Origin of the sequence: Arsenophonus endosymbiont of Aphis craccivora (genome assembly GCF_013460135.1) — a bacterium.
In the GTDB taxonomy this organism is placed as follows: domain Bacteria; phylum Pseudomonadota; class Gammaproteobacteria; order Enterobacterales; family Enterobacteriaceae; genus Arsenophonus; species Arsenophonus nilaparvatae.
Window position 1 is genome coordinate 108,692 of sequence record NZ_CP038155.1, and the last position, 20,725, is coordinate 129,416.

Annotated in this window: 17 protein-coding genes, 2 tRNA genes and 4 pseudogenes; 15 read left to right on the top strand and 8 right to left on the bottom strand. The window is 39.5% G+C overall.

Features of this window, described 5'->3' with window-relative positions; genetic code table 11:
* Nucleotides 1-284 precede the first annotated feature (284 nt).
* A complete protein-coding gene (locus E3U36_RS00545) occupies nucleotides 285-1,208 on the bottom strand; it encodes an IS5 family transposase (protein ID WP_180816761.1) in 924 nt (307 codons plus the stop codon).
* Between E3U36_RS00545 and E3U36_RS00550 the strand changes: the two genes are divergently transcribed.
* The 5 genes from E3U36_RS00550 to luxS all read left to right on the top strand — a co-directional run bounded on the left by E3U36_RS00550 (nucleotide 1,202) and on the right by luxS (nucleotide 4,203).
* Nucleotides 1,202-1,360: a hypothetical protein gene (locus tag E3U36_RS00550; RefSeq protein ID WP_180816762.1), complete on the top strand. Its 159-nt coding sequence runs from the start codon at nucleotides 1,202-1,204 to the stop codon at nucleotides 1,358-1,360. The two genes, E3U36_RS00545 and E3U36_RS00550, sit on opposite strands and share 7 nt — an antisense overlap.
* A 250-nt stretch (nucleotides 1,361-1,610) precedes the next feature.
* Nucleotides 1,611-1,703, top strand: a tRNA-Ser gene (locus E3U36_RS00555).
* Nucleotides 1,704-1,713: 10 nt separating this feature from the next.
* Nucleotides 1,714-1,790, top strand: a tRNA-Arg gene (locus tag E3U36_RS00560).
* 185 nt (nucleotides 1,791-1,975) lie between these two features.
* Complete coding sequence (gene gshA / locus E3U36_RS00565; protein WP_180816763.1) at nucleotides 1,976-3,535, top strand: glutamate--cysteine ligase; 1,560 nt, start codon at nucleotides 1,976-1,978, stop codon at nucleotides 3,533-3,535.
* A gap of 152 nt (nucleotides 3,536-3,687) precedes the next feature.
* Complete coding sequence (gene luxS / locus E3U36_RS00570; protein WP_180816764.1) at nucleotides 3,688-4,203, top strand: S-ribosylhomocysteine lyase; 516 nt, start codon at nucleotides 3,688-3,690, stop codon at nucleotides 4,201-4,203.
* A gap of 32 nt (nucleotides 4,204-4,235) precedes the next feature.
* Here luxS and E3U36_RS00575 read toward each other — a convergent pair.
* Nucleotides 4,236-5,527, bottom strand: a pseudogene (locus E3U36_RS00575) (CNNM domain-containing protein).
* A 118-nt stretch (nucleotides 5,528-5,645) separates the two neighbouring features.
* Between E3U36_RS00575 and E3U36_RS00580 the strand changes: the two are divergent.
* The gene (locus E3U36_RS00580) at nucleotides 5,646-6,599 is read left to right on the top strand and encodes an IS5 family transposase (protein WP_180816765.1); all 954 of its coding nucleotides are present in this window, start codon (nucleotides 5,646-5,648) and stop codon (nucleotides 6,597-6,599) included.
* Here the strand turns inward: E3U36_RS00580 and E3U36_RS00585 are convergent.
* Nucleotides 6,596-7,384: pseudogene (locus E3U36_RS00585) on the bottom strand (cytochrome C assembly family protein). The gene E3U36_RS00580 and the pseudogene E3U36_RS00585 sit on opposite strands and share 4 nt — an antisense overlap.
* 178 nt (nucleotides 7,385-7,562) lie before the next feature.
* Here E3U36_RS00585 and ffh point away from each other — a divergent pair.
* From ffh to tyrA, 7 genes and pseudogenes are all read left to right on the top strand, one after another.
* Nucleotides 7,563-8,924: a signal recognition particle protein gene (gene ffh, locus E3U36_RS00590; protein ID WP_180816766.1), complete on the top strand. Its 1,362-nt coding sequence runs from the start codon at nucleotides 7,563-7,565 to the stop codon at nucleotides 8,922-8,924.
* A gap of 139 nt (nucleotides 8,925-9,063) precedes the next feature.
* Nucleotides 9,064-9,312 (top strand): 30S ribosomal protein S16, encoded by a 249-nt coding sequence (gene rpsP, locus E3U36_RS00595; RefSeq protein WP_180816767.1) that lies wholly within the window; start codon nucleotides 9,064-9,066, stop codon nucleotides 9,310-9,312.
* Nucleotides 9,313-9,330: 18 nt separating this feature from the next.
* Nucleotides 9,331-9,879, top strand: coding sequence for a ribosome maturation factor RimM (gene rimM, locus E3U36_RS00600; RefSeq protein WP_180817468.1), 549 nt, complete (start codon nucleotides 9,331-9,333; stop codon nucleotides 9,877-9,879).
* A 34-nt stretch (nucleotides 9,880-9,913) separates the two neighbouring features.
* Nucleotides 9,914-10,669, top strand: coding sequence for a tRNA (guanosine(37)-N1)-methyltransferase TrmD (gene trmD / locus E3U36_RS00605; protein WP_180817469.1), 756 nt, complete (start codon nucleotides 9,914-9,916; stop codon nucleotides 10,667-10,669).
* Nucleotides 10,670-10,728: 59 nt separating this feature from the next.
* The gene (gene rplS / locus E3U36_RS00610; protein WP_180816768.1) at nucleotides 10,729-11,082 is read left to right on the top strand and encodes a 50S ribosomal protein L19; all 354 of its coding nucleotides are present in this window, start codon (nucleotides 10,729-10,731) and stop codon (nucleotides 11,080-11,082) included.
* A 348-nt stretch (nucleotides 11,083-11,430) separates the two neighbouring features.
* A pseudogene (locus E3U36_RS00615) lies at nucleotides 11,431-12,520 on the top strand (3-deoxy-7-phosphoheptulonate synthase).
* A 14-nt stretch (nucleotides 12,521-12,534) separates the two neighbouring features.
* A complete protein-coding gene (gene tyrA / locus E3U36_RS00620; RefSeq protein WP_180816769.1) occupies nucleotides 12,535-13,656 on the top strand; it encodes a bifunctional chorismate mutase/prephenate dehydrogenase in 1,122 nt (373 codons plus the stop codon).
* Between the two features lie 47 nt (nucleotides 13,657-13,703).
* On the opposite strand, the pseudogene pheA reads toward tyrA, so the two are convergent.
* Both pheA and E3U36_RS00630 read right to left on the bottom strand, forming a co-directional pair.
* Nucleotides 13,704-14,816 (bottom strand): annotated as a pseudogene (gene pheA, locus E3U36_RS00625) (bifunctional chorismate mutase/prephenate dehydratase).
* A gap of 20 nt (nucleotides 14,817-14,836) precedes the next feature.
* The gene (locus tag E3U36_RS00630) at nucleotides 14,837-15,760 is read right to left on the bottom strand and encodes an IS5 family transposase (protein WP_180816040.1); all 924 of its coding nucleotides are present in this window, start codon (nucleotides 15,758-15,760) and stop codon (nucleotides 14,837-14,839) included.
* Nucleotides 15,761-16,166: 406 nt separating this feature from the next.
* On the opposite strand from E3U36_RS00630, the gene E3U36_RS00635 reads away from it, so the two are divergent.
* Nucleotides 16,167-16,958, top strand: a complete 792-nt coding sequence (locus E3U36_RS00635; protein WP_180817470.1) for an alpha/beta fold hydrolase — start codon at nucleotides 16,167-16,169, stop codon at nucleotides 16,956-16,958.
* Nucleotides 16,959-17,101: 143 nt separating this feature from the next.
* Here the strand turns inward: E3U36_RS00635 and E3U36_RS00640 are convergent, their stop codons facing one another.
* Nucleotides 17,102-18,025 (bottom strand): IS5 family transposase, encoded by a 924-nt coding sequence (locus E3U36_RS00640; RefSeq protein ID WP_180816040.1) that lies wholly within the window; start codon nucleotides 18,023-18,025, stop codon nucleotides 17,102-17,104.
* Here E3U36_RS00640 and E3U36_RS00645 point away from each other — a divergent pair.
* A complete protein-coding gene (locus tag E3U36_RS00645) occupies nucleotides 18,019-18,168 on the top strand; it encodes a hypothetical protein (protein ID WP_180816770.1) in 150 nt (49 codons plus the stop codon). The genes E3U36_RS00640 and E3U36_RS00645 overlap by 7 nt on opposite strands.
* A 68-nt stretch (nucleotides 18,169-18,236) precedes the next feature.
* On the opposite strand, the gene mtr is transcribed toward E3U36_RS00645, so the two are convergent.
* Both mtr and nfo read right to left on the bottom strand, forming a co-directional pair.
* Nucleotides 18,237-19,481: a tryptophan permease gene (gene mtr, locus E3U36_RS00650; RefSeq protein WP_180816771.1), complete on the bottom strand. Its 1,245-nt coding sequence runs from the start codon at nucleotides 19,479-19,481 to the stop codon at nucleotides 18,237-18,239.
* Between the two features lie 384 nt (nucleotides 19,482-19,865).
* Nucleotides 19,866-20,705 (bottom strand): deoxyribonuclease IV, encoded by an 840-nt coding sequence (gene nfo, locus E3U36_RS00655; RefSeq protein WP_180816772.1) that lies wholly within the window; start codon nucleotides 20,703-20,705, stop codon nucleotides 19,866-19,868.
* Nucleotides 20,706-20,725: the final 20 nt, after the last annotated feature.

Consider the following 20,725-nt stretch of genomic DNA (forward strand, 5'->3'; position numbering starts at 1 on the left):
TTCTTAGGTATATGTTCATTATATTTATAGAATGAGCGATGTTTCTTATTGCCATCTATTTTATGTCTGTATTTTTTCAAGCTTAGTATCCTATAAAACCAATTAGATAGATTGTAAAAAATGTCTTTTTTTAGTATTTTTTTACATTATGAATCAAATGCCGGATTTTAATTGTTAGATACCAACGCATTTTTTAAAATACTTACAAATAAATCAATAGATTATTAGGGCTTTGTTGAATAAATCAGAATTAGCCGACAGGATGGCTCCCTCTGCTACAGCTGTTATCCGATCCTGACGCTGTGTGGCATACCCAACAACGTCATACGGTTCAGCGCTTTGACCATCGCCATTGCTTCACCTACCTGAGCCTCATAGTCACGCAGCCTCAGATGGCCACCCAGCAAAGTTTTTATGCGGAACATCGCTGTTTCTGCCACTGAACGCCGGTGATAACCCACTTTCTTTTTCCACATATCATTACTCCTGCTCAGACGCTGATTCGCCACCGCATGGTTACGTTCATGGTACTTGTCCGGCCAGTATTTCGCTCCGCTTCGCGGCGGGATAAGGGGCCTGATTTTCTTTCTTAGCAACGCATCGTGGCAGTAACAGGCGTAATAAGCACCGTCTGCTGACACTTCCCTGATTTTCCGGTGGGTTTGGTTAATCAGGCCCGGCAGTGCCTGCGCATCTGTCGTTCCGCTGAGCGATAAGTCGGCACAGATAATCTCATGATTCACACTGTCTGCTGCCAGATGAAGCTTGCGCCACAATCTTCGTCTGTCAGCCCCATGCTGCCTGACTTTCCATTCACCTTCGCCAAAGACCTTCAGACCGGTACTGTCGATGACCAGATGCGAGATTTCACCACGCGTTGGCGTTTTTATGCTGATGTTGACGCTCTTTGCTCGTCTGCTGACCAGCGAGTAGTCCGGACAGCACAGCGGCAAAGACATGAGTTTAAAAATCGAATCAACGAAGCCCTGTAATGCCCGGAGCGACAGGTTAAACACACGCTTCATCATCAGGACAGTGGTAACAGCCATATCGCTGTAGTAAAGCGGCCGGCCACGACCTTCAGGCGAAGAACTGTCAGTCCATCCAGCGATGGCCGACTCATCAAGCCAGACCGTCAGGGAACCGCGTTGTCTGAGTGCCTTGTTGTACGCGGGCCAGTTGGTAATTTTAAACTTTTGCTTTGCCATGGGGACCTGATGTTGAAACGAATTTAGCGATCAGCTCCGCCAATCACCTAAAAGTTCGATTTATTCAACAAAGCCGATTATTAGCTGACATAACTTATAAAAAGAAAATATTTAGGTTAACTATTTTACTCTGGAATGGTTTTCTTTATTAAAGGATAAGAACCTACTTTTGATCTGTTTTTTTCTGTTAATCTTCCTGTTTTGATGATTTTTTATTGGTGAATATAGAATGCCATATTATTTTATTTCGTTGTTAAACTACTCATCTTGATTGTGAAATGTGCAAATGAACTAAAGAACATAAAAAGATCGGAAAAATTGTTTGACTTCTCAGTCTGGGAAAGTAATATGAGCGCCAAGCAACAGAGAGATGGTTTGAAATTGTCTCGTTGCTTATTCGATGGTGAGGTGGCCGAGAGGCTGAAGGCGCTCCCCTGCTAAGGGAGTATGCGGTTAATAGCTGCATCGAGGGTTCGAATCCCTCCCTCACCGCCATTTTGATAGTGCATCCATAGCTCAGCTGGATAGAGTACTCGGCTACGAACCGAGAGGTCGGAGGTTCGAATCCTTCTGGATGCGCCATATCATAAAACCCTGTCAATTAACGGCAGGGTTTTTTGTTTTATAATTAAAATGTGTTTGTTAATAAAATATACGATTACTTTAATGATTTGCTCTAGATAATCTAGACGGCGACAATTTTAATTATTTACGCTAAAGTAACTTTTCTAAAAGTAAAAATAACGAACGGATAACGGGAGGTCAATTTGATCCCGAATGTATCAAAAGCGCTATCATGGTTAGAGGCACGTCCTAATATTTTACATGGTCTTCGTCGAGGTATTGAACGTGAAACACTGAGAATTACACCAACAGGCGGACTAGCTAAGTCTCCTCACCCTGATAGTTTAGGGAAAGCGTTAACTCATCCGTGGATCACGACTGACTTTGCTGAAGCTTTGTTGGAATTCATCACCCCAGTTGATAATAATATTGGGCACGTTCTAGCATTTTTAAGAGATTTACATCGTTATACAGCACGTCATCTTGATCATGAATTGATGTGGCCATTAAGTATGCCTTGTTTTATAGAGAGCCAAGATAACATTAAACTGGCTCAATATGGTGTTTCTAATATTGGTCGTTTTAAAACTTTATATCGGGAAGGATTAAAGAATCGTTATGGGGCGTTAATGCAAACAATTGCAGGGATCCATTATAATTTTTCTTTACCGATTGAATTTTGGCAAGCGTTGGTTGGTGTTAAGGATGCCGAAAGTGGTAAGGATGAAATTTCTGCTGGTTATTTTCGACTCATTCGTAATTATTATCGCTTTGGTTGGGTTATCCCCTATTTATTTGGCGCCTCGCCTGCAATTTGTGGTTCTTTTTTGCATGGAAATGCCAGGCATCTTCCTTTTGAGAAGACAGCTAAAGGAACCTATTATCTCCCTTATGCCACATCGCTACGAATGAGTGATTTGGGATATACCAACAAATCCCAAAGTGATCTGAAAATCACCTTTAATGATCTAACGACTTATGTTACTGGTCTTAAGCAAGCAATAAAACAGCCTTCTCCCGAGTTTACAAAATTAGGTATATACAATAAAGATGGTAAACATTTGCAGCTGAATACAAATATTTTACAAATTGAAAATGAGTTATATGCGCCGATTCGACCCAAACGAGTGCTTATTGGTGATGAGTCGCCATCCGATGCATTGTTAAATAGAGGAATCGAATATATTGAAGTTAGAGCTTTGGATATTAACCCATTTACTGCCATTGGTATTGATGAAGCGCAGATCCATTTTCTTGATCTCTTTTTAATCTGGTGTGTATTAGCGGATGCGCCCGTGATGGATGAAAGAGAATTAAATTGTTGTCGCACGAATTGGAATCGAGTGATCCTTGAAGGTCGTAAACCTGGACAAATAATCGGTGTGGGTTGTGGTGAATCAATGAGACCTTTAAAAGAGGTAGGGCAGATATTATTTGATGATTTAATTAGAGTTGCTGATGTGTTAGATGTTAGTGGCAATACACGATATCGTGAAATTTGTTCTCAATTGATAGCAATGTTTGAAAATCCAGATCTTACTTATTCTGGCCAAATATTATCCCCGATGAGTGAACAAAGTATTAGTCAATATGGTTTGCAATTAGCTAAGACCTATCATCAACAATTAAGCAATGAACCTTATGAAGTTATTACTGAAACTGAGTTTGCTAATGTTAGTCACACCTCGATTAGCAAACATTTTGCAATTGAACAAGCGGATAAAATAAGTTTTGAGCGTTACTTAAAGGCCCATATCGGGTAAGAATAAAGAAATGGCCACTTTGAAGTGGCCAACATAAAATCTCTTAGAGAATAGGATGATAACAATTTTCGCTTCTTGGTTATGTAAGACTTGCGATATGAAAGGAAGTTCCATTTATTTTGTAAAAAATTAATTTTTTGGAGATCACAGTAATGCCATTACTTGATAGTTTTATGGTTGATCATAACCAGATGAAAGCACCTGCTGTGCGTATTGCTAAAATGATGAAGACTCCGCATGGTGATGCGATCACGGTATTTGATCTTCGTTTTTGTGTGCTAAACAAACAGCTATTAACGGAGAAAGGCATCCATACATTAGAATATTTATTTGCCGGTTTTATGCGTGATCACCTCAATAGTAGCGATGTAGAGATTATTGATATTTCACCGATGGGCTGTCGTACAGGATTTTATATGCGTCTAATCGGCCAGCCTAATGAACAATCTGTTGCTGATGCCTGGAAAATGGCTATGCAAGATGTACTTAAAGTGACGGCTCAGAATCAAATACCTGAGTTAAATAAATATCAGTGTGGTACTTATGAAATGCACTCTTTAGTTGAAGCTCAGCAAATTGCTCGCAATGTGATTGAAAGTGGCATTGTGGTTAATAAAAATAACGAACTAATGTTATTGAAAGAAAAGTTAACGCAATTATCATCATAAAAATAGCCTATAAAAAGCGGCTAAAATGATAGCTAGGATGGTTTTTGTTCTATCGTAAAGGGCAGGTCAATCGGCATTGCTCTAACTTGTTTAATCACGTTGCCATTGATAGCTAATACTATAAAACGGTACTTACCTATTAAGATTTCAATATTTAGCATTGGAATGTCACCTAGTTTTTCTAATAACAGACCATTGATAGTCCTGGCGCCGTCAACCGGTAAGTGCCAATCAAAAGCTTTATTGATTTCGCGTATATTAGCAGTACCATCAATTAATACAGAACCATCGGTTTGTGGTAAAGCTTCCTCGGCTAAACTGGGAGACATTGAGGTAGTAAAATCTCCAACAATCTCTTCAAGAATATCTTCTACTGTTACCAGCCTTTGAATATCACCGTATTCATCAACAATAATACCTACTTTTTCATTATTACGTTGAAATTTTATTAGCTGTGTATTTAATGGCGTACTCTCTGGAATAAAATAAATTTTATCCGCAGCTCTGATTAGATTTTGCTTGTTAAATTCTTTCTTTTCGACCATTAGTCGATAGGCTTCACGAACACGTAGCATGCCTATAATATCATCAAGAGTATCTCGGTAAAGAACAATTCGACCGTGTGGTGAATGAGTTAGTTGGCGGATAATCGATTTCCATTCAGTATTAACGTCAATCCCAACGATTTCATTGCGAGGAACCATAATGTCGCCTACAGTGACTTTTTCTAAATCTAAGATTGAGATCAACATATCCTGATTACGACGAGAGAGTTTACTTTTGGATTCATTAACAATCGTACGCAATTCATCTTTGCTAATCGCATCGCTACTAATAATGGGTGATTTAATACCAAAGAAACGCATGAACATAAGGGTGATGGTGTTAAATAACCAAACAATGGGTAACATCAATTTCTGTAGCGGTTTAAGCAGAAGACTGCTAGGAAAAGCCACTTTTTCTGGATAAAGTGCCGCCATTGTTTTTGGTAGCACTTCAGCAAAAACTAGGATCCAAAAGTTAAGATACCAGTAGCGATGGCCACACCAACATCACCATAAAGTCTCATACCAACAATAGTTGCTAACGATGAGGCCAATATATTAATCAGATTATTACCAATCAAAATAAGACTGATTAGGCGATCTGGTTGTTTTAATAGTGATTCAACGCGACGAGCAGCTTGATGGCAATATTTGGCTAAATGGCGTAATCGATATCGATTAAGGGTCATCATTCCTGTTTCTGAGGCAGACAAATAGGCTGATAAGATAACCATGACAATAAGTATGATGATTAAAGTACTTGTTGAGACCTGCTCCAAGGTAAAATTCCTATGTTGTTCATTAGTTAATCATAAAATAGTCGGCTTTGTTGAATAAATCGAACTTTTAGGTGATTGGCGGAGCTGATCGCTAAATTCGTTTCAACATCAGGTCCCCATGGCAAAGCAAAAGTTTAAAATTACCAACTGGCCTGCGTACAACAAGGCACTCAGACAACGCGGTTCCCTGACGGTCTGGCTTGATGAGTCGGCCATCGCTGGATGGACTGACAGTTCTTCGCCTGAAGGTCGTGGCCGGCCGCTTTACTACAGCGATATGGCTGTTACCACTGTCCTGATGATGAAGCGTGTGTTTAACCTGTCGCTCCGGGCATTACAGGGCTTCGTTGATTCGATTTTTAAACTCATGTCTTTGCCGCTGTGCTGTCCGGACTACTCGCTGGTCAGCAGACAAGCAAAGAGCGTCAACATCAGCATAAAAACGCCAACGCGTGGTGAAATCTCGCATCTGGTCATCGACAGTACCGGTCTGAAGGTCTTTGGCGAAGGTGAATGGAAAGTCAGGCAGCATGGGGCTGACAGACGAAGAGTGTGGCGCAAGCTTCATCTGGCAGCAGACAGTGTGACTCATGAGATTATCTGTGCCGACTTATCGCTCAGCGGAACGACAGATGCGCAGGCACTGCCGGGCCTGATTAACCAAACCCACCGGAAAATCAGGGAAGTGTCAGCAGACGGTGCTTATGACGCCTGTTACTGCCACGATGCGTTGCTAAGAAAGAAAATCAGGCCCCTTATCCCGCCGCGAAGCGGAGCGAAATACTGGCCGGACAAGTACCATGAACGTAACCATGCGGTGGCGAATCAGCGTCTGAGCAGGAGTAATGATATGTGGAAAAAGAAAGTGGGTTATCACCGGCGTTCAGTGACAGAAACAGCGATGTTCCGCATAAAAACTTTGCTGGGTGGCCATCTGAGCCTGCGTGACTATGAGGCTCAGGTAGGTGAAGCAATGGCGATGGTCAAAGCGCTGAACCTTATGACGTTGTTGGGTATGCCACACAGCGTCAGGATCGGTATTCAACAAAGCCAAAATAGTCTAAAAAATTAAATGACGATTACATGCTGTAGTAATCGATTACCAAAAAAAGCCAATGTTAAAATAAATGCGCCAATCAGATTAAAAACAATCACCATTCTACCGCGCCATCCGTGATGAAAGTGACCCCATAACAAAATAATGTAAATAACCCAAGCACAAATAGATAAAATAGCTTTATGGATGTTTTCTTTATTAAAAACATTATCCATAAACATCATTCCTGTCCCGAGGGTGAGTGTCAGTAAAATGACCCCAACTTGTATAATGTGGAACATTTTACGTTCAATAACCATTTATGGTGGCATATCAGGTGTAAATATTAATTTTTTATTTTTTAATTGATAGTCTAATAAAGCTAACTGTAGGGCATATAAAGCGGCAATTATCAGGGTTGCATAGCCTAATAATGCTAGCCCGATATGAATAAAAGTTGCCACACTTGTTTCTAAGTGGGTAATAAATTCACCGGGCATAATGGTTGCTAATAGTAAGTTGATAATAGACAAACTATAATCGATTGGTAGCAGGAACCAGGCGCGGCCGTTAAAGGCAACAATAGTCATAATGATACTGATTAACAAACTGACGATAGAGCCTAAGTTTAATAAAGTTAAATTCTGACCTCCGCTAACAAAGATCAATGTTTTTAATGCGATACCATGACTTACCAGAGCAATAACCGCTAATATGAGTGTTAGCCTGGCATACAGTTTTTGTTTACCAGCTAAAGCTGGCATGATGAGTATCACACTCAAAAAATAGGTACTCATGGCGATAATAGCGAATACTGGCATAATATTTTATTTGTTAGCTAATTTATTAAATGTGAGCTAGTTAGTATAGCGTTTGCCAGCATTGCCTCCAACAGTTGTTCACTATTCTTATGAAACTAGATGCAGAGATTGAATTATCATCGTGTTATAATAAAAATTAACTGACAGCAGATCCCTTTAACAGAATTGAGTTAAGCACATGTTTGATAATTTAACTGACAGACTTTCGCGTACATTGCGCAATATTAGTGGTCGTGGAAGATTGACTGATGACAATATTAAAGAAACATTACGTGAAGTTCGCATGGCGTTATTAGAAGCTGATGTTGCTTTGCCAGTCGTACGCGAATTTATTCAATCGGTAAAAGAAAGTGCAGTCGGTCAAGATGTCAATAAAAGCCTAACACCGGGCCAAGAATTCGTTAAAATTGTGCAAAATGAGCTCATTAAAGCGATGGGCGAGGAGAACAGCGCTTTAAATTTAGCCGTACAACCTCCCGCTGTTATTCTTATGGCCGGCTTGCAAGGTGCGGGTAAAACCACCACTGTGGCTAAATTAGGCAAATTATTAAAAGAAAAACAGAAGAAAAAAGTTTTAGTGGTTTCTGCTGATATTTATCGTCCTGCGGCTATTAAGCAATTAGAAACACTCACTCAAACAGTCGGGATTGATTTTTTTCCATCAACTGCCAGCGAGAAACCCGTTGAGATTGCGACTAATGCGCTACAACATGCAAAATTAAAATTTTATGATGTGCTAATCATCGATACTGCTGGTCGTCTGCATGTTGATGAAGCCATGATGGAAGAAATTCAGGCAATCCATCGGACTATTAATCCAATTGAAACCCTATTTATCGTTGATGCGATGACCGGGCAAGATGCCGCTAACACTGCTAAGTCTTTTAATGAAACGTTGCCATTAACCGGTATTATATTAACGAAAATTGATGGTGATGCTCGTGGTGGTGCTGCATTATCAATCCGCCATATTACAGGTAAACCGATTAAATTTTTGGGTATAGGCGAGAAAATTGATGGCTTAGAACCTTTTTATCCTGACAGAATTGCCTCTCGTATTCTTGGTATGGGAGATGTCTTATCACTGATTGAAGAGATAGAAAGCAAAGTTGACCGTGAAAAGGCGGAGAAGCTTGCTCATAAACTTAAAAAAGGGAATAGTTTTGATTTAAATGATTTTCTTGAGCAGCTTAAACAGATGCGAAATATGGGTGGTATGGCGAGTATGTTAAGCAAAATGCCAAGCATATCCCAAGTTCACGATGCGGTTAAGTCACAAATGGATGATAAAGTGTTGGTTAGAATGGAAGCGATTATTAGCTCGATGACCACTAAAGAACGACAAAAACCAGAGATTATTAAGGGATCACGCAGGCGGCGTATTGCAGCTGGTTCTGGCACACAGGTACAGGATGTTAACCGATTACTTAAACAGTTTGATGATATGCAGCGCATGATGAAGAAAATAAAAAAAGGCGGGTTAGCTAAGATGATGCGTGGGATGAAAGGTATGATGCCACCGGGTTTCCCTGGCGGTTAACAACCAGGCATTAAATAAACAATTCGTGATTTTGATTGCTTTTTATCTGAAAAAAGAGTATAATCTTTAGGCTTTTTATATACAACCAGACTCTATTCCTCGATAGGGTCTGGTTGTTTTGTTAACTAATGAGGATGTTATGGTAACAATTCGTTTAGCTCGTGGTGGCGCAAAGAAGCGTCCGTTTTATCAAATCGTTGTCACAGATAGCCGTAATGCACGTGATGGTCGCTTTATTGAGAGTATAGGCTTTTTTAACCCTATCGCATCAGGTAATGCAGAAGAGTTGCGTCTAGATTTAGATCGTGTTGAAAATTGGGTTGGTTTGGGTGCATCAGTTTCTGATCGTGTTTCGACACTGATCAAACAAGCAAAAAAAGCAGCTTAATTTACTACGGTGGTGGTGGTGAGCAAAGAGGTTTGCCTTAAGATCCCTTTTAATCCTATTGTGTTAGGAAAATTAGGCTCTGCGCATGGCATTCGTGGTTGGCTCAGAGTTTTTTCATCCACCGAATATAGCGAAGATATTTTTGAGTATCAGCCTTGGTTTATTCAACGTTCAGGTCAGTGGCAACAACTGGAATTAGAAGGTTGGAAACATCATAACCAAGATATTATCATCAAAATAAAGCATATTGATGATAGAAGTGCTGCTAATTCAATGGCTAATTACGAAATTATCGTCGATTCAGCACAACTACCTATACTTGAAGGTAGTGAGTATTATTGGAAGGATCTAATTGGTTGCCAGGTCATAACTACTAAAGGTTATAGTTTGGGCTATGTTCATGATTTAATGGAAACAGGCTCAAATGATGTACTGGTAATCAAGGCAAATCTGAAAGATGTATTCGGTATTAAAGAACGGCTAATACCGTTTCTTGATGAACAGGTGATCAAAAACGTTGATCTTACTACTAAGACAATTGAAGTAGATTGGGATCCTGGATTTTAAACGCCGATTGAAGGTTTTATGAGTGGAACGCAAGATGTGGATTGGGATTATTAGCCTGTTTCCAGAAATGTTTCGCGCAATAACCGAGTATGGAGTGATAGGTCGTGCAGTAAAAAATGGCCTATTGAATATACAGTGTTGGGATCCGCGAGATTATACTCACGACAGGCACCGCACTGTAGATGATCGCCCTTATGGCGGTGGTCCAGGTATGCTGATGATGGTGCAACCTCTTAGAGATGCCATTCATGCAGCAAAATCTGAGATCGGTGAAGATGCTAAAGTAATTTATCTTTCACCACAGGGACGCAAACTTAATCAGCAAGGTGTTTGCCAATTGACGGCAAATAAAAAGCTTATTTTGGTTTGTGGTCGATATGAAGGTATTGATGAACGGATCATTGAAACTGAAATTGATAAAGAATGGTCAATTGGTGATTATGTTCTTAGCGGAGGAGAATTACCTGCAATGGTAATGATCGATTCAATTTCCCGGTTTATTCCTGGTGTATTAGGGCATCATGCATCAGCGGAAGAAGATTCTTTCATGACTGGGTTACTTGATTGTCCTCACTATACCCGTCCTGAGGTGTTAGAAGGTATGGAAGTTCCGAGCATCTTATTGTCGGGCAACCATGCTGAAATAGAGCGTTGGAGAAGAAAACAGTCACTAGGCCGAACTTGGCTTAGAAGACCTGAACTTCTAACAAGCCTAGCTCTGACTGACGAGCAGAGAATGTTGTTGGCAGAATTCCAACAGGAATATGAAGAACAGCAACGTATTAATTGAGACATTGTATTATCACACTGTCTTGTATATATCAGTTTACCTAGGGTAAGAGAGTAATTATGAGCAACATTATTAAACAGCTTGAAGAAGAGCAAATGAAGCAAAATATCCCTTCATTCCGTCCAGGAGATACCGTAGAAGTTAAGGTATGGGTGGTTGAAGGTTCTAAAAGACGTTTGCAGGCATTCGAGGGCGTGGTTATCGCTATTCGTAACCGCGGTTTGCATTCAGCATTTACTGTTCGTAAAATTTCTAATGGTGAGGGTGTTGAGCGTGTATTCCAGACACATTCACCAGTTATCGACAGTATCACAGTTAAACGTTGTGGTGCTGTTTGCAGAGCTAAATTGTACTACCTGCGAGAGCGTTCTGGTAAAGCAGCTCGTATTAAAGAGCGCTTGAACACTAAATAATTCGCTTTTCGCTTCATCCTAAAAATCTTAAAGGCTCGCGATTTTTGCGAGCTTTTTTATTAGCTATTTTCAGCTTATTGCATTATTCGTTGTTATTTTCATTAAATCTTTTGTGTAATTTTTTATAAACGGGAAAATATTTTTCTTTATTTGAAGTGTAAATTTTTTTGTTTATTTTCATTATATTATGTGTTTTTTGTTCTGCTTTTATTTTATTAGTAAAGTAAATGTTACTATTTTTCGTCGCCATTGGATTGTATTATTTACAGTGAGTGTTATGGTATAGCTGAATTTCAAATCGGTGTAATGCAATGTAGGAAAAAAATTAAACAGGTAAAAATAATGATCATGCAAAAAAATGAGCTTAATAATGTTAATATTTCCGATGAACACATTTTAATTACACCGAAAGAACTTAAAAAATATTATCCATTGGATCATAAGAACCAGCAAATAATTAGCCAATCTCGCAGAATTATTGCTGATATTATTCAGCATCGTGACCCACGGTTGTTAGTCATTTGTGGCCCCTGTTCTATCCATGATGTAGATGTAGCGCTGGAATATGCTCATCGCTTAAAGCAGCTAGCAATCGAACTGAGTGATAGTTTATATATTGTCATGCGGGTTTATTTTGAAAACCCACGCACCACTACGGGCTGGAAAGGTCTGATTAGCGATCCAATGATGGATGGTTCTTTTGATATGGAAAAAGGATTACATATCGCACGTAAACTACTATTATCGCTTGTCGATATGGGATTGCCATTAGCGACAGAAGCACTTGATCCAAATAGCCCACAATATTTAGGTGATTTATTTAGTTGGTCCGCTATAGGTGCTAGAACAACTGAATCGCAAACACATCGTGAAATGGCTTCAGGACTCTCCATGCCGGTTGGTTTTAAAAATGGTACTGATGGTAATTTAGTTACAGCAATTAATGCAATGAAAGCTGCTGCAATGCCACATCGGTTTATGGGTATCAATCAATCAGGTAAGGTTTGTTTATTACAAACGCAAGGTAACCCTGATGGTCATATCATTTTAAGAGGAGGGGAAAAGCCAAATTACAGTGTGCAAGATATTGCAAATTGTGAAATACAGATGCGCAATGCTAATTTATCACCCTCTTTAATGATTGATTGTAAGCCATGATAATTCCCAAAAAGATTTTCGCCGTCAACCGCAGGTTGTTGAATCTATTATTGAACAAATTACAAATGGTAATCGGTCAATTACCGGTATGCTGCTGGAAAGCCATATTAATGAAGGAAGTCAATCTTCAGAGCAATGACGTTCTAAAATGAAATATGGTGTTTCTATCACTGATGCTTGTATTAGTTGGGAAACAACAGAGGCAGTATTAAGAAAATTACATACTAAAATTCGTTCAGTACTTAAAGAGCGTATTAAAACCCTAGAAAAAGCAAGTTAATTCAAGGTAAATTGATGTCAGCAGAATTATTACAATTACGTCAACAAATTGATGAAATCGATAAATCATTACTAGCTTTATTAGCAAAAAGAATGCAATTAGTGACGGCAGTTGGTGAGGTAAAAAGCCAACAAGGGTTACCTATCTATGTGCCAGAGCGTGAGGCTTCAATGTTGGAGGCGCGTCGCAAAGAAGCGGAAAAAATAGGTATTGCTCCTGATCTGATTGAAGATATCTTACGCCGCATTATGCGAGAATCTTACCTACATGAAAATAATCAAGGATTTAAAAAATTAAATGCTGATCTAGGGCCGATTATCATTGTAGGCGGCCAAGGTCGGATGGGAAAATTATTTAGTCGCTTATTTAGACTCTCGGGCTATGAAGTTCATAGTTTGAGCGAACAAGATTGGGATAGAGCTGATAAATTATTGGCTAATGCGGCGCTAGTAATGATTAGTGTTACCATTCACTCAACGCTAGAAGTTATCCATAAATTGCCAAAATTGTATGAAGATACATTATTGATGGATATATCTTCTATTAAGCAGCAACCGCTTGAAGCTATGTTATCAGTGCATAATGGGCCTGTTGTTGGCTTACATCCCATGTTTGGCTCAGATGTAAATAGTATTGCTAAACAGGTTATTATTTATTGTGAAGGGAGAAATCCACAAGCATACCAATGGTTATTAGAACAATTTACTGTTTGGGGAGCCAGATTACATAAAATTAATGCTGTAGAACATGATAAATGTATGGGATTTATCCAGGCACTTCGTCATTTTACTACTTTTGCTTATGGACGATATTTATCAGAACAAAAAGTCGATCTGCAACAATTGTTAACCCTTTCATCGCCTATTTATCGATTAGAGTTAGCAATGGTTGGACGTCTGTTTGCTCAGGATCCACAGCTTTATGCAGATATTATTATGGCATCCGATCAAGACATTGATTTAATTGCTAAATATTACCAAAGTTTTGGTCATTCTGTTGGATTGCTTAAAGAGAAAGATAAGGAAGAGTTTATTTCTCAATTTGAGAGAATTAGCCAATGGTTTGGTCAAGATGCTAAACGGTTCATGCAAGAAAGTAATACATTATTACAACAAGCTAATGATATTAGCCGTTAATTTACTGTTATTAATACTTTTTAAAAACCGGTTATACAACCGGTTTTTTAGTTAGCAACATCGGTAGATACTAAATTATCAGCTGGGTAGCAGCCTAAAATTTTTATTGAGCGTGTCATTGCAGTTAACTTTTCTAAAGCATGTTGCATATCTAATGAGAGTAAGTTTGCCTGTACATCAATGTAAAACATTTCTTCCCATGGTTTGTTATCGATAGGGCGAGATTCTAATTTACTCATAACAATATTATGTTCTTTCAATACTAATAATGCATCGACTAAAGCACCGGCATGTTGGCTGGTCGCGATCAATAATGTAGTTTTAGCGGTAATTTGCTCTGATACTTGTACTGCATCACGTGCGATAACAATAAAACGGGTCATATTATTCGATTGATTGGCTATATTATGTTCTAAAATGGTCAAGCCATATAACGCGCCGCCAATTTCACTACCCAATACAGCCACTTTAGCTGAATTAATTTTAGCCACTTTTTGCATAGCACTGGAACTACTATCGCAATATTCAATTTTCCAATTAGTATATTGCTGTAGAAATTGATTACATTGTTGAAATGGTTGTGGATGGCTATATACCGTCTCAATATTTTATAATGGTACTTTAGTTATTGCTAGTAGGCAGTGATTAATAGGTAAACGCATTTCGCCTACGATTGAAAGTGGAGTGGTTTGCAGTAAATCATATACATCATTAATTGCACCTGAACTAGAATTTTCTATAGGTAAAATGCCGTAATCAGCTTGCTTTGTCTCGACTAAAGCAAAGATATCTTCGAATTTATCACAACTACATTCAATTGATTGGATAAAATGGTGTGCTGAATATTGACGTGCTGCAAGATGAGAATAGGATCCATTAGGGCCTAAAAAAGCAATTTGGCCAGAATTATTTGGTATCGGATTTAAGTGTTGCTGAAAAACAGCCTGCTGCGTTAACACGAAATCTTGATTGATTGTTTGAAAAAGCCGCGTGATATAAAAGCTATCTAGACCTTGTTTTTTCCCTTCAGCGATTAATCTATTTAGCAATTGCTGTTCATCGTTTGCCTCATTAATAGGCTGATTTATTTTTAATTTAGCGTCAGCGATATTAGTTGCTAAATGGGCTTTGTTGAATAAATCAGAATTAGCCGCCAGGATGGCTCCCTCTGCTACAGCTGTTATCCGATCCTGACGCTGTGTGGCATACCCAACAACGTCATACGGTTCAGCGCTTTGACCATCGCCATTGCTTCACCTACCTGAGCCTCATAGTCACGCAGCCTCAGATGGCCACCCAGCAAAGTTTTTATGCGGAACATCGCTGTTTCTGCCACTGAACGCCGGTGATAACCCACTTTCTTTTTCCACATATCATTACTCCTGCTCAGACGCTGATTCGCCACCGCATGGTTACGTTCATGGTACTTGTCCGGCCAGTATTTCGCTCCGCTTCGCGGCGGGATAAGGGGCCTGATTTTCTTTCTTAGCAACGCATCGTGGCAGTAACAGGCGTCATAAGCACCGTCTGCTGACACTTCCCTGATTTTCCGGTGGGTTTGGTTAATCAGGCCCGGCAGTGCCTGCGCATCTGTCGTTCCGCTGAGCGATAAGTCGGCACAGATAATCTCATGAGTCACACTGTCTGCTGCCAGATGAAGCTTGCGCCACACTCTTCGTCTGTCAGCCCCATGCTGCCTGACTTTCCATTCACCTTCGCCAAAGACCTTCAGACCGGTACTGTCGATGACCAGATGCGAGATTTCACCACGCGTTGGCGTTTTTATGCTGATGTTGACGCTCTTTGCTCGTCTGCTGACCAGCGAGTAGTCCGGACAGCACAGCGGCAAAGACATGAGTTTAAAAATCGAATCAACGAAGCCCTGTAATGCCCGGAGCGACAGGTTAAACACACGCTTCATCATCAGGACAGTGGTAACAGCCATATCGCTGTAGTAAAGCGGCCGGCCACGACCTTCAGGCGAAGAACTGTCAGTCCATCCAGCGATGGCCGACTCATCAAGCCAGACCGTCAGGGAACCGCGTTGTCTGAGTGCCTTGTTGTACGCGGGCCAGTTGGTAATTTTAAACTTTTGCTTTGCCATGGGGACCTGATGTTGAAACGAATTTAGCGATCAGCTCCGCCAATCACCTAAAAGTTCGATTTATTCAACAAAGCCCTGCCAATTATAAGATATAAAATTAAAAAACAAAACAATGAATATTTCAATTACTTAAGCTTAGTCTTTTAATAAAAAAGTTTTTTGTCTTGATTCTCAATGAGTATAGAAACAGCTTAATAACTTTACCTTACGATGAATAAAGAGATCTTTATTGAAATCGGAAATTAGTCACATTATTTATATAAATAGTAAAATATTATCGTGGTACTTACCCTTTCACTCACCAACATTAACTTAAATATTGCTACCTATCGAGTTGATAATTGTTGGTTTCTCATTATATCCATGTCATTATAATAATTATTAACTAACAAAAGCTAATATGAATATGTTGCTAAATAACTGGCTAAATTATCGCATCCATCAACCGGAAAATCCTATCTCTTCAGCTGCGATTGTACTCATCCATGGCCTGTTTGGCGATCGACAAAATTTAGGCCTATTGGCACGCAATTTACAAGATTATTTCACCGTTATTCAACTCGATATTCGCAATCATGGCAACTCGGCATGGGCGGAAACGATGCTGTATTCTGAAATGGCAACAGACGTTTTAAAGCTACTAACGCATTTAAAGCAAACAAGTGTTATCGCTATCGGACACTCAATGGGTGGAAAAATAGCAATGGCGATGACCGCAATAGCGCCACAACTAATAGAAAAAATTGTGGTTATTGATATTGCGCCAGTTACTTATCAAATTAATCGCCATGAGAATATATTTTCCGCTTTAGAAGCAGTAATACAAGCAGACGTAACTTCACGGCAAGACGCGGCTATTATTATGCGTAATATGATCAGTGAAGAAAGTGAAATTCAATTTTTATTAAAATCATTTGATAAAGGTAAATGGAAATTTAATTTGCCTGTCTTAAAAAAAGAATATCGTCAATTGATGAGTTGGAAAACGATTCCAGCCTGGCCGCATCCCGTTCTTTTTATTCGTGGTGGCCTTTCCGATTATATTAGCGAAGCTTATCGCAAAGATATTATTGCTCAATTTCCACAAGCTCACGGACAGATTATTATGGGATGTGGCCACTGGGTGCATGCTGAAAATCCAGCAGCTGTCATCCGAGCTATTCATCGTTTTCTCGCTATTCCAGCTGATAAACAATAAATCATCTACAATATATTATTCCTTTAATTCTTTTCATATTCATAAACTAATTTGCAACAAATAATAATTTTAATTCAGCCTAAAAATGGCTTTGTTGAATAAATCAGAATTAGCCGACAGGATGGCTCCCTCTGCTACAGCTGTTATCCGATCCTGACGCTGTGTGGCATACCCAACAACGTCATACGGTTCAGCGCTTTGACCATCGCCATTGCTTCACCTACCTGAGCCTCATAGTCACGCAGCCTCAGATGGCCACCCAGCAAAGTTTTTATGCGGAACATCGCTGTTTCTGCCACTGAACGCCGGTGATAACCCACTTTCTTTTTCCACATATCATTACTCCTGCTCAGACGCTGATTCGCCACCGCATGGTTACGTTCATGGTACTTGTCCGGCCAGTATTTCGCTCCGCTTCGCGGCGGGATAAGGGGCCTGATTTTCTTTCTTAGCAACGCATCGTGGCAGTAACAGGCGTCATAAGCACCGTCTGCTGACACTTCCCTGATTTTCCGGTGGGTTTGGTTAATCAGGCCCGGCAGTGCCTGCGCATCTGTCGTTCCGCTGAGCGATAAGTCGGCACAGATAATCTCATGAGTCACACTGTCTGCTGCCAGATGAAGCTTGCGCCACACTCTTCGTCTGTCAGCCCCATGCTGCCTGACTTTCCATTCACCTTCGCCAAAGACCTTCAGACCGGTACTGTCGATGACCAGATGCGAGATTTCACCACGCGTTGGCGTTTTTATGCTGATGTTGACGCTCTTTGCTCGTCTGCTGACCAGCGAGTAGTCCGGACAGCACAGCGGCAAAGACATGAGTTTAAAAATCGAATCAACGAAGCCCTGTAATGCCCGGAGCGACAGGTTAAACACACGCTTCATCATCAGGACAGTGGTAACAGCCATATCGCTGTAGTAAAGCGGCCGGCCACGACCTTCAGGCGAAGAACTGTCAGTCCATCCAGCGATGGCCGACTCATCAAGCCAGACCGTCAGGGAACCGCGTTGTCTGAGTGCCTTGTTGTACGCGGGCCAGTTGGTAATTTTAAACTTTTGCTTTGCCATGGGGACCTGATGTTGAAACGAATTTAGCGATCAGCTCCGCCAATCACCTAAAAGTTCGATTTATTCAACAAAGCCTAAATAAGTATAATCCCAATTTTATAATAAAATTACCGGCAATTAGAATACAAAGTGATGCTTACTAAGAATTTGTATCATGACAACTATCAGCACGAAGTATGAGGCGTTGAAATTAATCTTGGCCATCGAAGCGCTACTTATAAACAGGCAAAATATTGAATAGCGCTAATATATGGATAACGGCGTTAATCAAACCAAAAAATATAACAAAATAAATTAATAGATTACCGCCAGGTGCATGATAAACCGCATGAGGAAATTTTTTCCGGCTAGCTTTAGCCATCATTGCCGGCACAATTACTGCCCATATAGTTGCCGCTAGACCAGCAAAACCAATAGCATGAATAAAACCATCAGGGTAGTATAAAGCTAAAAGGGTAGGAGGAATGAAGGTTATCAAAGCGGATTTTAAACGGCCTAGATTATTATCTTTGAATTTAAAAAAATCGGCAATGAAATCAAACAACCCAAGTGTCACACCTAAAAATGAACTTGCAAGAGCCATATAAGAAAACAGATTTAAACACTGTTTTATAATATTGTTATTAGTGCTGTGATCCATTTGTTTTAATAGCGAGTCAATATTACCACCTTCAGTAATAATTTGTTTAAAGGCAGTGCGCGGTATATTACCTTGAATGGCATATTGCCATAAGATATAAATGACTAAAGCAATAAAAGTGCCATATAACAAACTCAGAACAACTGCTTTACTTTCTTTATGATAATATTTCACTAAGCCGGGCACATTACCATGATAGCCAAAAGAGGTTAGTAAATAAGGTAGAGCAATAAATGCATAAGGTAAATAATCTGTATCCAGACTATTTTTGTTGAATAAGATGGAGGATGAAGCACTATTAAACATGCCACTGACAGACATGATAAAAGTAATAACCATACCGCCAATCAAAATTGTACTTAGACGATCAACCGCTTTAGTCGATAGCCAAACAACAAACGCGATCAATAAGCTAAATACTAAACCGGCCATAGGGTGATTTATGGGGATGATCTTATTAAGATTATGTGTAATGATCGATCCACCGGCTGAAATATAAGCATAAGTTAAGATATAAAGAACACATGCAATTGAAATGCTATTTAGCAAATTCCAGCGTGTGCCAAGTAAATCTTTAACCATGGTATGAAAGCTTGCACCAGAAGGATAATTCATGTTGGCTTCTAAAATCATTAAACCAGAAGAAAACATACATACCCAAGTATAAACTAATAAAATGATTGAACCGGTAAACCAGACGCCAGAAGTGACAATAGGAATGGAGAACATACCGGCACCGACGGCAGTGCCAGCGATGATCATAGCACCACCAAATATGGAAGGGCGTTTGATATTTTGTATTACTTCGTTAGCCATTACTATAACTGCCTCTTTTATTATTGATTTTGTGTACTAGCTTGATGATACATTAGGTATGATATTTAAGTAAATTAATATTTTCGCCAGTTAGTTAAAATTGGTTTTAACCCTAGTGTTCGGATGCTGTATTTGATCGAGGGTTGATTTTGATAAATTAATAAAAAGGTTTCTGCTAATTTATTGATCTAATTTTGTTTTAAGCTTTATAAATAATTGCCTAGTGAGATGATGATTAAACAGACAATAATGCAATATTGATCTATTTTTTTACATCATAAAATCACAACAAAAGTTATACACTACGGCTATTTACCAATAAAAAATAGCCGTACTAGATTAATTTTCATCTGTTGTAAGAACGATAAATTTGTTGAAGATTGTTTATTGTTGCGACTTTAACCAGGCGATTTCTTGAGGCCAGAGCTCAGAATTTATGGTTTCTAGGATCAAAGGTATATTATCGAAGCGGTTATCTTTCATAATATAGCTGAAAGCTGTGTAACCGATATTACCTTCTCCTAGGCTTTGGTGGCGATCAACGTGGCTGGCAAATTGGCTTTTGGCATCATTTAAATGCATTGCTCGTAGGTATTGAAAACCGACAATTTTATTAAATTGGGCAAAAGTATTATCGCAAGCTTCTTTTGTTCGTAAGTCGTAACCTGCTGCAAAAGCATGACAAGTATCCAAACAAACACCAACTCGCTGTTTATCTTCAATATCTTCAATTATCGCTGCCAGATGCTCAAATTTAAATCCTAAATTAGAGCATTGACCGGCGGTATTTTCAATCACAGCAATAACATTTTTAGTTTGCGCTAAAGTAATATTGATTGACTCAGCAATACGGGCGAGGCATACATCAGCGCTAATTTTATTCAGATGACTACCTGGGTGAAAATTGAGCAAAGTAATACCTAATTGCTCACAGCGTTGCATTTCATCCAAAAAAGCGGCGCGTGATTTTTTTAGTGCTTCTGTTTCAGGATGGCCTAAATTAATAAGGTAGCTGTCGTGTGGCAGAATTTGCTGTTGGTCAAAACCATATTTTTTACAATTTAGTTTGAATTGTTCAACTGTTTCCGGTTTTAGTGGTGGAGCTTGCCATTGACGCTGATTTTTTGTGAAAAGAGCAAAGGCTGTGGCATTGATTTCGTGGGCACGGAGTACGGCTTGATCAACACCGCCAGCAGCGCTGACGTGGGCTCCAACAAATTTCATTTTTTTCTCCTAATTTTATT

What these genes read in the sequence shown, in the direction of transcription:
- E3U36_RS00630 (WP_180816040.1), bottom strand. Translation starts at nt 15,760, where the DNA reads ATGGCAAAGCAAAAGTTTAAAATTACCAACTGGCCCGCGTACAACAAG.
- luxS (WP_180816764.1), top strand. Translation starts at nt 3,688, where the DNA reads ATGCCATTACTTGATAGTTTTATGGTTGATCATAACCAGATGAAAGCA.
- E3U36_RS00545 (WP_180816761.1), bottom strand. Translation starts at nt 1,208, where the DNA reads ATGGCAAAGCAAAAGTTTAAAATTACCAACTGGCCCGCGTACAACAAG.
- E3U36_RS00640 (WP_180816040.1), bottom strand. Translation starts at nt 18,025, where the DNA reads ATGGCAAAGCAAAAGTTTAAAATTACCAACTGGCCCGCGTACAACAAG.
- rplS (WP_180816768.1), top strand. Translation starts at nt 10,729, where the DNA reads ATGAGCAACATTATTAAACAGCTTGAAGAAGAGCAAATGAAGCAAAAT.
- E3U36_RS00635 (WP_180817470.1), top strand. Translation starts at nt 16,167, where the DNA reads ATGTTGCTAAATAACTGGCTAAATTATCGCATCCATCAACCGGAAAAT.
- mtr (WP_180816771.1), bottom strand. Translation starts at nt 19,481, where the DNA reads ATGGCTAACGAAGTAATACAAAATATCAAACGCCCTTCCATATTTGGT.
- rpsP (WP_180816767.1), top strand. Translation starts at nt 9,064, where the DNA reads ATGGTAACAATTCGTTTAGCTCGTGGTGGCGCAAAGAAGCGTCCGTTT.
- tyrA (WP_180816769.1), top strand. Translation starts at nt 12,535, where the DNA reads ATGTCAGCAGAATTATTACAATTACGTCAACAAATTGATGAAATCGAT.
- E3U36_RS00580 (WP_180816765.1), top strand. Translation starts at nt 5,646, where the DNA reads ATGGCAAAGCAAAAGTTTAAAATTACCAACTGGCCTGCGTACAACAAG.
- trmD (WP_180817469.1), top strand. Translation starts at nt 9,914, where the DNA reads ATGTGGATTGGGATTATTAGCCTGTTTCCAGAAATGTTTCGCGCAATA.
- ffh (WP_180816766.1), top strand. Translation starts at nt 7,563, where the DNA reads ATGTTTGATAATTTAACTGACAGACTTTCGCGTACATTGCGCAATATT.
- nfo (WP_180816772.1), bottom strand. Translation starts at nt 20,705, where the DNA reads ATGAAATTTGTTGGAGCCCACGTCAGCGCTGCTGGCGGTGTTGATCAA.